Consider the following 12,277-nt stretch of genomic DNA (forward strand, 5'->3'; position numbering starts at 1 on the left):
GAGCCTGTAAATTATTTTGTGTAAGTTCCATTTTTTATAAATGATCTTTTAATCGATCATCGAACTGAATCGTAAACCAATTCATTGCTAAACGCCAATTTTGAATTGGCATCGTCCATTTCTTCGCAGCATTTGATGTTGCTAAGTAAATGACCTTCTTTACTGAGTCATCAGATGAAAAGATTTTCCTTTTCTTCGTTGAATGGCGTATTACGCTATTCAACGACTCAATCGCATTTGTTGTATAAATTGCATGACGTATTTCGGCTGGATAGCTAAAGATCGTTCGGATATTTTCCCAATTGGCCCGCCAGGATTCTCCAATTTTGGGATACTGGTGATTCCATTGATCACAGAAGATGTCTAGGGATTTTAAAGCATTTTCCTCTGTACTTGCCTGATAAATCGCTTTCAGACCCGACGTAACAGCTTTGTAGTCTTTCCAGCTTACAAATCTCAGGCTATTGCGTACAACATGCACGATACACAGTTGAATATCAGTATGAGGGTAAACAGAGGCTATCGCGTCAGGGAAGCCTTTTAATCCATCTACACAGGCAACAAGAATGTCCTGTACTCCTCGATTTTTTAGCTCTGTCATGACTGACAGCCAGAATTTGGCACCTTCTGTCTGAGCAATCCACATACCCAGTAATTCTTTTTGCCCATCCATATTGATGCCTAAAGCAAGGTATACGGACTTGTTAATCACATTGGAGTGCTGACGGACTTTGACAACAATACAGTCAAGATAGACAACAGGATAAAGGCTATCTAAGGCTCTATTTTGCCACTCAGTCACTTGCTCAATCACAGCATCGGTAACTTTGCTGATGAGAGATGCTGACACATCGGCATCGTACATTTCTTTGAAGAAGGCTACAATTTCCCTATTAGTCATTCCTTTTGCATACAGTGAGAGGATTTGGTCATCCATACTGGTGATGCGTGTTTGGTGCTTTTTTATAATTTGTGGCTCAAATGAACCTTCTCGATCACGGGGAATATCTAAAGCCAGTTGTCCATCTTGAGTTGTAATGGTTTTAGAACTAAACCCATTACGGCTATTTGAGCCTTTCTTGGGCTGATGCTTTTCATAACCGAGATGGTCTGAAAGTTCAGTATTGAGTGCAGTTTCAATCATGAATTTTTTAAAGACTGCTGTCATTTGGTTTAAGTCTTCTGGTGTTTTTAGACCTTTAGCCAATTCGGCAGCCATACTTTTGATTGTTGCTTCATCCATGTGAAGTACCTTTTGTAATTATCCTCTGAAGGATAAATGAAAATTAAGTACTTACACAAAATTTAGAACAGTCCCTGCTGTATGTGATGTTTCACAAAAACCGGTCATGCCCATTCATGACCGGTTTTTTTATTTAAGTTGGCAAATACCCTTCATGGCTTTCAGGTAAACGTCTGAGTTCTTCAATTAGCGTTTCAATGAGTTTTTCGACTACCAGACGTTGGCCTTTTCGGGACACATAAACCAGTTGTAACATGCCAATATTCGACTTCCATTCAGGAAGAATATGAACCAGTGTGCCTTTACGAATTTCCGATTCAACGGTTAAAAAGGGCAGGTCAGCAATACCTAAACCATCCATCACAGAATAATAAACACCAGCCAAATCATTACTTTTGATTCGTGGTTGATAAGGTACATCAACCGATTCACCATTTCGAATATTGCATAAATGCCAAATATAATTTTGCTTTTGAGTGCCTAAACTAATACTTGGAAAGTCTTGTAATTCAGAATAATGTTCAATAGTTCGGCCTTGCAGTAATTCAGGCGAAGCCACTAGACAGTGATCGGTTTTAATCACATCACGAACAATTAAATTCGAATCTTCATTTGGTTCGAAGTTGGTCCGAATCGCGAGGTCGATGTCATCATGCAAGATATCAACTCGGCGGCTGGTTAGCTCAAGAGATATTTCAACTTTAGGGTAAGTTTTTAGAAACTGATTTAAAATTTTTCTAATTTGAAAATGCATCATTAAAGGCGGGCAGCTGACTTTTACCAGACCCTGAGGCTCACTTTTTTGCCTTAATAACACGTTTTCTGCACATTCAACTTGAGCAATAACTTTGCAGCATTCTTCGTAGAACTCTTGGCCTAAATCGGTCACTTTAAAATGGCGGGTTGTTCTTTGAATCAGGCTGACATTAAATTTATTTTCAAGGTCAATAATGCGTCGGCTGAGTTTGGACTTACTAATATTTTCAGCTTCACTGGCCGCACTAAAGCCGCCGTGTTTTACGACTAAATAGAAATAATAAAAATCATCAAAAGAGCTTATCAATGTCAGATCAATCCATTTAAATTTAAGATTAGAGCGCTTAAGCACTCTAATCTTAGCAATTCAGCTTATTTTTGCGATGTATTAAAGCTATAGCTTGTCATTAGGTTGCGGTAATCAGGAATATGATTTGAGAAGAGAGCACCTAAGCCTTCTACATCATTACGCCAGTCACGGTGTAACTCACATGCCATACCAAACCAAGTCATCAGCTGAGCACATGCTTTTGACATACGGTCCCAAGCAGCATCACGGGTTAATTCATTGAAAGTACCAGAAGCATCAGTAATCACAAACACTTCGAAGCCTTCTGCGAGTGCAGATAGTGCAGGGAATGCCACACAAACTTCGGTCACCACCCCTGCAATAATTAGCTGTTTTTTACCTGTCGCTTTAACTGCTTTTACGAAGTCTTCATTGTCCCATGCATTAATTTGACCAGGACGTGGAATAAATGGCGCATCTGGAAAAAGTTCTTTTAGTTCTGGAACTAAAGGACCGTTTGGACCATTTTCGAAACTGGTCGTTAAAATCGTCGGTAAGTTAAAATATTTTGCTGCATCTGCAAGCGCTAATATATTATTTTTAAATTTATCAGGATCGATATCTCGAACTAAAGAAAGTAAACCTGCTTGGTGGTCAACTAAAAGAACCGCAGCATTATCCTTGTCTAAACGTGCGTAATCTTGAGCCATTTTTATATCCTCATGTTATCAAAATAAATAATCAAAATTATTAAGTAGGTCATTCGTGCCTAAAATTATGCTAGTTGAGTTTATTGTCGTGATTAAGTCTAAAAAATAGGATTAAGAATTTTAAAAATAGGACGATCTTTTAAAGAATACCGCAAACTTTATGATTGTCTCATATATGAAATAATGTGTTGCTAATCCTGATCTATAAACTGCAATTATTGAGGCGTAAAATTACTCTCAGTTCAAGAAAATCCTACATATATAGGAGAGATCAGATGAAGAAATTTCTTGGTGCATATCAAAATAACCACATGCATTGGGTTGGTGATGGTTTCCCTGTATATAACCTGTTCTCTTATGACCGTTTAGGCCAAACCCTAAGCCCATTTTTGTTACTGGATTATGCAGCGCCTTATAACTTCTCACCAACCACCGAACAACAAGGTGTAGGGTCACATCCTCATCGTGGCTTCGAAACCGTGACGATTGCCTACCAAGGTGAAGTTACACATAAAGACTCAAGTGGTGGTGGTGGAACCATTAAAACCGGTGACGTGCAATGGATGACTGCGGGTGCAGGAGTGTTACACGAAGAGTTCCATTCTCCTGAATTTGCAGAGCATGGTGGCTTGTTTGAAATGGTGCAATTGTGGGTAAATTTACCTTCACATTCAAAAATGACCCCTGGAAAATATCAAGCGATTGAAGCCAAAGATATTCCAGACATTACGCTAGATGAGCACGGTAGCCATTTGCGTGTGATTGCAGGTGAATATGCAGAGGCAAAAGGTGCAGCAACGACGTTTAGTCCATTAAACGTATGGGATGGTAAATTGGTCAAAGGCCAAAAACATACCCTTTATGTGCCTGAAGGGCATACCACACTTGTGGTGATATTAGAGGGTGCGGTTGTCATTAATGATACAAACCGTCTTGAAGGTAAAACCGTTGCGATTTTATCTCGTGAGGGAGTTGAGTTTAGCTTAAATGCTGAAGAAGACACTAAATTCTTAGTGCTAACTGGTCAACCACTCAATGAACCTATCGAAGGCTATGGACCATTTGTGATGAATACCAAAACCGAGATTATGGAAGCGATTGATGATTTTAATCGTGGAAAATTCGGTTCAATCATGCAAGAAGCATAAATTGCTAAGCTGTTCTTAAAAATCTTTAAAAGCAAAGTAATAAAAAGCCCGCTATCAAGTGTGAATAGCGGGCTTTTTCGCTGTAAAGTTTCTATTTTTATGATGGATATCATTATTGTGTCGGCATTGTTTTGTGTGATTTAGTTCTCATTATTATGATGCCATGATATCGCAAAAAGGATTGCTTGTAAAACGAATGATATAAATATAGTTAAATTATCTCATTTTATTTAAAAGAATTTTTTTAAATTTTTAAAAAATATAGGTTTTTATACACTCATCTTCTTTTGTAAAATTTTATGAACGACAGCTTCTCTAATTCGTTTAAATTCTTCTATATAAATTGATGCAAAAAATAAAAATCTGGTAGTTTTTAATACGGTGTTTTTTTAGGGTATGAGTGATAATCAAAAAAATTCTCGAAAAATGGGACATCATTTTGGATATCGCAATTATTGGCAGTGGAATGGCAGGACTTGCAGCAGCAAGAATCCTGAAAGATGCAGGACATACAATCACGATATTTGAAGCACTTCCTGGCCGGGGAATGGACAGTCATAGCATTGAGTTCGATGGTGGGATTATTGATGCACCATTGCGTGTTATGAACCCGCATCTATGGAAAAATACACTTAGCCTTGCTGCACACTTAGGTATTAAAACTTTTCCAGTACGTACCTATATGTCTTGTAGCTGGTTATTCGAAGATCGTACGGAAACATGGTTAACCACATCTCGTAGTCGTATTGGTAATTTCCCAATTATCAATAACCGTAAAGGCATCCAGCAATATGGCTGGCGTCTTGTTAAAGGGATGTTGCAATTAAAAACTGCGATTCACCAGTTCTTTAAATCTAAAAATCAAGATATTACTCTCGCTGAATTTATTAATCAGAACGATATTGAAGAAGTATTCTGGCATGGTGTAGTAATGCCGGTGCTTTATACCATTTGTACATGTAACCCAAAAACAATTGGTGACTGGCCTGCGAAAAACCTTCTTGAGTTTTTGCGTCATTTAACCGATGGCGACATGTTGTTGCGTATGAAAGGTGGTACACCTGCGTTTGTAGACAGCTTAATTAAAGGCATTGATATCCATAGCGGTTCGGCAATTAAAAAGGTTGAGCTACAAGGTGAAAAGGTTCTGGTCGAAAATGAGAAAGGTGACCAAGGTACATTTGACCGCGTTATTGTGGCGACACCAACATCTAAACTTGAAGAGTTCTTAAATCCTGAACAGTTTGCAGAAGATATGAATCTGCTTAAACAGTTCCGTTTCGAACAAGGTGACTTGGTTATTCATACAGACGCAACAGTGATGCCGCCACGCCGTAAAGACTGGTCAGTGCTGAGCTATATGATGGACCGTAAGTTTACTCGTCAGCAGTTTACGGTTTGGATGAACGCGGTAGAGCCATCGCTTGTGGGTAAAAATCCTGTATTCCAGACTTGGCGTCCAGTGACTGATATTGACCCTAAAAAAATCATTTCAAAAGTGACCTTAACGCGTGCAGTTGTAGACTCACAAACCATTGCTTTAAACAAAGAGCTACAGCAACGTCACTTAGAACCAAACCGTAAAGTATTCTACTGTGGTTCATGGTCATGTGATGGTTTGCCAATTTTAGAATCAGCCGTGACTTCAGCAATGCATATTGCGGAAATTTTAGGTGCACCTTTACCATTTGTAGGATTAAAGCCTAAGGTCGAAGTTGCCCCTGAACTCGGTTACTAAAATTGTGAAAGCAAAAGTTCGAGCAGCTCTTTCTCGACTTATCCCTCATAAATATGCAATTGATGCATCAAGTTTGGGGGATAGTGAAGAGCTTGCTTGGACAAATTTGGGTTTTTGGAAAAGTACCCAAACCTACCGTGAAGCTTGTCGCCAACTGGCCGACCATTTGGCTCAAGCTGTCAATTTAAATTCAAAAGATCATTTACTTGATTTAGGCTGTGGGCAGGGCGCAAGTTTGTTGCACTGGTTACAGTACTATCACCCCAAAAGCCTCAGTGCAGTTGAACTACAAGCTTCATGTGTTAATAAAATTCAAAAACTTATTCCTGAAATAAGCCAGATTTTCTGCGGTTCATTTTTAAATTTAAAACAATTTGAATTTAAACAATGCTTCGATGTCATTTTATGTATCGATGCAGCTTATCACAGTCATTTAAATTCATTTCTGGATTCGGTCACTCCAGTTTTAAATTCAAAAGGACGATTAGGTTTTCATTACTTAATGCGTGCCGATTCATGTCAGAACATGACCATGCTACAAGAACAAAAGCACTGTTATTTACTTAAAGCAGCCGATGTCACTTGGGATGCCTTACTCACGGAAGAGATACTGAGAACTACCTTGGAACAACAAGGTTTTACAGATATTAAAATTGAAGATTTATCAGAACAGGTATTATTAGGTTTTTCACAATATATTCGAAATCAACAAGGACAAAGCCATAGTCGAGGGTTGGCAAAGTTTAAAATTCAAATGACTGCAAAGTTGTGCCAACAACTCTATCAATATAGATATGTCCGTTATATTCAAATAACAGCAATAAAAAAATAGGATGTGCCATGTCAGTTAAATATCAAGGATCATGTTTATGTGGAGCTGTAAGCTATCAAAGCGATGCAGAGCCACGTTATAGTTTTAATTGCCATTGTCGAGATTGCCAAAAAGCCACAGGTTCGGCCTATGCGCCCATCGCTTTTTTTCATCAATCTGAATTGAAAATAACTGGCGAACTTAAATATTTTGAGACCGTCGGTTCTTCTGGCCGTCCTATTAAAAGAGCTTTTTGCCCGACTTGTGGTTCTCAGCTTTTTGGTTTACCTGAACTTGTTCCTGAAATGATTTCAATACGCGCAGGTACTTTGGATGACCCAAGTCTCTATCACCCTAAAGCGGAAGTTTTTGTGAGTCAGGCCTATGCTTGGGACATGTTGAACCCAAACCTTAAACATTTTGAAAAAATGATAGAGAAGAAGAAAGAAGGGTAGCTGTTCTGACAAGCTCGTACGCTTTTTCCTACATCCATTCAGGAAATTGACGTCTTTCTATGACCTCACGAATTGCCTATGATGAACTCATCAGGAACAGGAAGTTCCAAAACGTAAAACAACAATAATAAGTTTAGGCATCAGGACGTGAGGTACTACAGGATGTATACCTAGTAACGAAATACGAAAAAAGCCCAACAGGAAGTTGGGCTTTTTTCATTTCTTATTAATGAATCTCTTTTTCGTCTAAGGCAACACAGCTAAAAGCTATATTTCAAAACCTACAGACAACAAAAAACCCCATAAATCAAATATTCATGAGGTTTAATGATGGTGCCGGCACACGGATTCGAACTGTGGACCTACTGATTACAAGTCAGTTGCTCTACCAACTGAGCTATGCCGGCGATGTGGAGTGAATTTTACAGTTTCTTAAAAAAAATACAAGCCAAAAAATGAGCATTTAAATTTTTTCATATCATTTTTAAATACTCATCGGATTTTGCCTCAAAAATTTAGGGTTTTAATACATTAATTTGCTTTTGCGTGAGAGGTATAAACCGCTAAAAATATCCCAAGTAACGACAATACAACGGTTAAGCCCACAATCGCACTCCAGCCGCCGTGTAGCCAGAACCAACCACCTGCCGAACCGACAATACTTGAACCCATATAGTAAAAAAGTAAATACAGAGAACTCGCATGGGCTTTGGCTTGTTTGCTTTCAGCACCCACAGAACTACTCGTAAGCGAGTGGGTAATAAAGAAGCCTGTGGTAATAAAGGCAATCCCAATAATAATGCCAAAAAGCGAGCTGAGTAGGGTCATGAGGCTACCCACAATCATGAGCGCAAAGCCACTCATCATCATGGTTTTTTTGCCGAAGCGATCGGCTAAGCTACCTGCCAACGATGAAGACACCATACCGAAGCTATATGACAAAAAGATAAGACTAATTTGTGTTTGGCTCAGTGAATAAGGTGCACCGCTTAAGCGGAAGGTCGCATAGTTAAACAGAGTCACAAACACACTGGTGAGCAAGAAACCAATCGCAAACAGGCGTAATAATTTAGTATTGCTTAAATGAGCGCGCCACATTTGCATGTGAAAGCCTAAATTCAGCCCTTTTTTCTGCACAAAATTACGCGAAGCAGGCAGTAAGTTTAAAAAGGCAATTGAGCAAATAAAACAGATTGCGCCAAGTAAACCTAAAGCGGTGCGCCATGAAAAATATTCAACCAAAATACCCATACCGACACGGCCCATCATGCCACCAAAGGCCGTACCTGCAATATATAACCCCATGGTTTTACCGAGGTGCTCAGGTGCAATTTCTTCGGCAATCCAAGCCATTGTCACTGCGGGTACACCACCAAGCAATAAACCTTCTAACGCACGTGCCATCAGCAAACTGTGCCAGTTTGGGGTAAACATCGAGACAATATTTAAAATTGCTGCACACAGCATGGATGTAAAGATCACACCGCGACGGCCAATCGCTTGTGAAAAGGCACTCGATAGCACAATCGAAATTGCTAAAAAAGCAGTCGTTAATGACAGTGCCAAAGAGCTACTCGCAGGGCTAATCTGGAAGCTTTGGCTAAATGCAGGTAACAGTGGCTGTACACAATAAATGAGAGAGAAACTGGCAAAACCTACGAGGAATAAAGCAAATCCTGCGTGTTTATAGGCTTGAGTCCCTTTGTGAATCCACTCGCGGGAAAGAGCAGACGTTGCCTCAGGGTTTAAGGTACTGGGTGTAGATGAAGAGTTCATATCATGACCATGACAGAAAAAAGAGCAGTGCCTAAAGGCATGCTGCATCGAGAAAATTCGATGAATTAAAATTAGCAATTTAGAGGGTATTTTTCTAATATATTTAACAATAGGTCATGATATGTTTTATATATAACAATGGAACTTAGGCATATACGCTACTTTTTGGCAGTAGCAGAAGAAAAAAACTTTACCAAAGCTGCGCAGCGCTTAAACATGAGCCAGCCGCCTTTAAGCATGCAAATACGGGACTTAGAAGAAGAACTAGGTGCAGATTTATTTATCCGTTCGCCTCATGGGGTGGAGCTGACCGAAGCGGGGCTTGCCTTTTTAAATGCGATACAGCCAGTACAGCAGCGTGTAGAAGATGCAGCAAACCTTGTTAAACAGGTAGCAAATGGCGAGGTTGGCCAATTGCGATTAGGCTTTACAGGGACTTCAATGTTGAATCCTTTAATTCCTAAATGCGTTCGCTATTTCCAGCAGCAATACCCGAAAGTAAATTTAAAGCTTGAAGAAGCCAATACCTTACTGCTCATCGATTTATTACTTGAAGACCGTTTAGATGTCGCAATTATTCGCTCACCACGCAATATTCCAGATAGCCTCATTTTGCAAGAATTATTAGCAGAGCCACTCATTGCGGCTTTACCTTCCGAGTCTTTTAAACTGGACGATTCAACACAAGAAATTGATTTAACCACACTGCGAGAGCTTGATTTTATTGTCTCCCCACCTTCAATTAGCGCAGGGCTTTTTGATGCGATAAAACAAGCCTGTCATGAGCGCGGCTTTGAACCAAAAATTGGACAAAACGCCCCGCAAATTGTGTCAATTTTATCGTTAGTGTCTGCAAACTTAGGCGTGTCGTTAGTTCCCGAGTCGACTAAACAATTGCAAATACAGGGTGTGGCTTATCGCTCTTTGAAAGCACCTATCCCTACGGTAGGTTTAGGGCTTGCCTATAAAAAACATGCCCCTTCACAAATGGCGATTAACTTTGCCAGTGTGGTGCAAGTGGCTTGCCACCACGCCAACGAAATTGATGAAATTGGCTAGTTTGATTTCGGCGCTTTATTCATTAAAAAGATGCCTGAAATAATAAAAATCGCACCATATAAAAACGATAAAGTCGGCTGTTCATGAATGAAAACCCAAGCCATGAGCGCTGCAAAAATAGGTTCGGAAAGCTCGGTCACTTGCACCTTTGCGGCACTCATATAAGACAACGCTTTGGTGGTGCAGAAAAACCCGAGTATGGTTGGTAGAACAGCTAAACCAATCAAACCTAAAATGATGTCGGTATTAAAGTTTATGCTGTGTAAATTTATTAAAAACGGAACTGCAAGATAAACGCTACCAAATAGCAATAAATACTTAGTCAGAAACAGCCCGCCATTTAGCCTAAATTTTTTAATTAATACTGAAAATAAGCCATAACCCGTACCGGCAATTGAGGCATTAATCAGCATTAAAAGGCTATTTTCACCTTTCCACGAAATGATGCTAATACCCGCAACCGCCAATAATGTTCCAACAAGAGAGTGAATATAGATGCTTTCTTTTAAAATGAACCGACCAAAAAATAGGGCAGAAATAGCAGCCGAAGCCATGAGTACCACGACTACATTAGCGGCAGCACCGTGGTTATAGGCAATGGTTTCAAAAAAGAATAAAGAGAAAATCCCTAAAAAAGCGCATATAGCAATTTGAGTAAAAACGCTGAGTTTACTTGGCATGCTGCTAATAAATGCAATCTTTTGGCTGACAGGCACTTTAAATAAAAAAACACTTAAAAAGAAAAAGGCGATAATGGTTTTTAAAAAGGCAATGTCTTGTGGGTTTAAACCACTGTGCATGAGTAATTTACTAATGACACCAATCGATGCATTTAAAGCCGCTGCACACAGTGCAAATAGGGTTCCGATAATTAAATTATTCACTTTTATAATTCTTCCTAAATTTTACGCATGCAGTCTACATGATTTTTTGGATGAATATTCAATTAAAATAACCAGTTAAGGTTGAATATTTACAGTAGTTTATTCTGTGTGAATTTAACTATTTTTATAAAAAACTAAACGCTTCTAATAGACTTTTGTTTCAAAGAATTGTGATTTATAGTGCCAGCTCATATTATATAATTAGTTAATTATTAAAGAATTTTAAAAATGATTAAATCGATTATTACAGGTTGCGCGGTTCTTACACTTTCAGCTTTAACGGTAACTCATGCTGAGTTTTCTTATGAACAAGAATTACAACAAGGCTGTAATAAAGTGAAGCAATACGCAAGCTTAGGTAAGAAAAACTACGACCAAAAACAATATAAAAAAGCGCTCGAAAACTTTCATAACCAAGCCTCTTGGACTGCTTTTTGTAAAGCCAATGAAGATGAAACCACAGTTAAATTTACCGACCGTGATATTGAAGTTGCTAACAATAACGTAGGTTTGGCCTATGCCAAATTGGGTCAGCCACTTTGGGCAAGAGCATGGTTTATGCTCGATGAAAAATCAAAATCTAGCCAGTTTAACCTTCAGCAATTGCCTGCACCTAAAACCTCAAATGACCTGTCGGGTGAGTATGTACGTTACTCAGGTTTTGGTGAGTGGGATCACATCACGGTAAGTCGTAAACAGGGCCAATATGCCATTGGCTATTCGGGTGTTTATATGGGCATAAGAAGTTTAATTTATGGCCCAAATATGGGTGAGTTTGGCACTACAATGCCGACCAATGCCAAACAAACCATTTATAAAGATCAAGACTGTCGCATTCAACTCGACTTTAAAACTAACGCGAAATTAGGAAATTATATTCAGGTCAAACAAAGCGAAGGTGAGTCGGGTTGTGGCTTTGGACATAACGTTTATGCGGATGGAACGTATTTAAAAGTTGAGTCTGGAAAATAATCTTAAAAACTCTAGGAACTAAATAATGAAAAACATATTTGTACATTTACTACTTCTTTCGACAGTTATTTTCTCTGTTCAGGTGTATGCAGAGGTGGCAAATAGCTCATGTAAAGAAGTGAAATTCCAAAAAGCCGATGAAGCGTGGAGTGGGCACTATTATTTACATGGTGTGATGGAAGTCGGTTCGGAACTTTTACTTCAACCAGATGGTAAGTTTAAATGGATGCTTGCAGTGGGCGCGTTAGACCAATATGCCGAAGGCACATGGTGGAAAAACGGTGACTGTATTGGTTTAAAACCAGAAGCCAAATTTAAAAAGGATTTAAGTATTTTTCCCGAAAGCCTAACGATTTCGGATAAATCCTTAGATGCAGTCTGGCAGGGTGGACGCCAACAAGGCACATATAGCAAAGACTAAACTAAAAAAGTCCGA

12 protein-coding genes and 1 tRNA gene are annotated in these 12,277 nt (G+C 39.1%); 7 read left to right on the plus strand and 6 right to left on the minus strand.

Annotated elements, in window-relative coordinates; all coding sequences use genetic code 11:
- Positions 1 to 34: 34 nt before the first annotated feature.
- The 3 genes from MKL35_RS07540 to ycaC all read right to left on the minus strand — a co-directional run bounded on the left by MKL35_RS07540 (position 35) and on the right by ycaC (position 2,998).
- Entirely contained in the window at positions 35 to 1,243 is a 1,209-nt protein-coding gene (locus tag MKL35_RS07540; RefSeq protein ID WP_000343018.1) for an IS256-like element ISAba26 family transposase, read from the minus strand.
- Between the two features lie 133 nt (positions 1,244 to 1,376).
- Entirely contained in the window at positions 1,377 to 2,351 is a 975-nt protein-coding gene (locus tag MKL35_RS07545; protein WP_065286462.1) for a LysR substrate-binding domain-containing protein, read from the minus strand.
- A gap of 20 nt (positions 2,352 to 2,371) precedes the next feature.
- On the minus strand, positions 2,372 to 2,998 hold the full coding sequence (gene ycaC, locus MKL35_RS07550) for an isochorismate family cysteine hydrolase YcaC (protein ID WP_270913262.1): 627 nt from the start codon (positions 2,996 to 2,998) through the stop codon (positions 2,372 to 2,374).
- A 275-nt stretch (positions 2,999 to 3,273) separates the two neighbouring features.
- On the opposite strand from ycaC, the gene MKL35_RS07555 reads away from it, so the two are divergent.
- The 4 genes from MKL35_RS07555 (at position 3,274) to MKL35_RS07570 (ending at position 7,150) form a co-directional block, all read left to right on the plus strand.
- Positions 3,274 to 4,146, plus strand: a complete 873-nt coding sequence (locus MKL35_RS07555) for a pirin family protein (RefSeq protein ID WP_032011892.1) — start codon at positions 3,274 to 3,276, stop codon at positions 4,144 to 4,146.
- Between the two features lie 439 nt (positions 4,147 to 4,585).
- Complete coding sequence (locus MKL35_RS07560; RefSeq protein ID WP_002052191.1) at positions 4,586 to 5,884, plus strand: NAD(P)/FAD-dependent oxidoreductase; 1,299 nt, start codon at positions 4,586 to 4,588, stop codon at positions 5,882 to 5,884.
- 4 nt (positions 5,885 to 5,888) lie between these two features.
- Positions 5,889 to 6,716 (plus strand): SAM-dependent methyltransferase, encoded by an 828-nt coding sequence (locus tag MKL35_RS07565; protein WP_032011893.1) that lies wholly within the window; start codon positions 5,889 to 5,891, stop codon positions 6,714 to 6,716.
- Between the two features lie 8 nt (positions 6,717 to 6,724).
- Complete coding sequence (locus tag MKL35_RS07570) at positions 6,725 to 7,150, plus strand: GFA family protein (RefSeq protein ID WP_002052170.1); 426 nt, start codon at positions 6,725 to 6,727, stop codon at positions 7,148 to 7,150.
- A gap of 331 nt (positions 7,151 to 7,481) precedes the next feature.
- Here the strand turns inward: MKL35_RS07570 and MKL35_RS07575 are convergent.
- Positions 7,482 to 7,557 (minus strand) — tRNA-Thr (locus tag MKL35_RS07575).
- Positions 7,558 to 7,681: 124 nt separating this feature from the next.
- Positions 7,682 to 8,926: a multidrug efflux MFS transporter SxtP gene (gene sxtP, locus MKL35_RS07580; RefSeq protein WP_032011894.1), complete on the minus strand. Its 1,245-nt coding sequence runs from the start codon at positions 8,924 to 8,926 to the stop codon at positions 7,682 to 7,684.
- Positions 8,927 to 9,064: 138 nt separating this feature from the next.
- On the opposite strand from sxtP, the gene sxtR reads away from it, so the two are divergent.
- Positions 9,065 to 9,985 (plus strand): multidrug efflux pump transcriptional activator SxtR, encoded by a 921-nt coding sequence (gene sxtR, locus MKL35_RS07585; RefSeq protein ID WP_032011895.1) that lies wholly within the window; start codon positions 9,065 to 9,067, stop codon positions 9,983 to 9,985.
- On the opposite strand, the gene MKL35_RS07590 is transcribed toward sxtR, so the two are convergent.
- Positions 9,982 to 10,869, minus strand: a complete 888-nt coding sequence (locus MKL35_RS07590; protein ID WP_065286463.1) for a DMT family transporter — start codon at positions 10,867 to 10,869, stop codon at positions 9,982 to 9,984. The two genes, sxtR and MKL35_RS07590, sit on opposite strands and share 4 nt — an antisense overlap.
- Positions 10,870 to 11,097: 228 nt before the next feature.
- On the opposite strand from MKL35_RS07590, the gene MKL35_RS07595 reads away from it, so the two are divergent.
- Positions 11,098 to 11,841 carry a hypothetical protein gene (locus MKL35_RS07595; RefSeq protein WP_032011897.1) on the plus strand — a complete coding sequence of 248 codons (744 nt, stop codon included), beginning with the start codon at positions 11,098 to 11,100 and terminating at the stop codon, positions 11,839 to 11,841.
- 25 nt (positions 11,842 to 11,866) lie between these two features.
- Positions 11,867 to 12,262: a hypothetical protein gene (locus MKL35_RS07600; RefSeq protein ID WP_032011898.1), complete on the plus strand. Its 396-nt coding sequence runs from the start codon at positions 11,867 to 11,869 to the stop codon at positions 12,260 to 12,262.
- The last annotated feature ends 15 nt before the right edge of the window (positions 12,263 to 12,277 follow it).

Origin of the sequence: Acinetobacter sp. AOR41_HL (assembly GCF_027854645.1) — a bacterium.
GTDB lineage: Bacteria > Pseudomonadota > Gammaproteobacteria > Pseudomonadales > Moraxellaceae > Acinetobacter > Acinetobacter nosocomialis.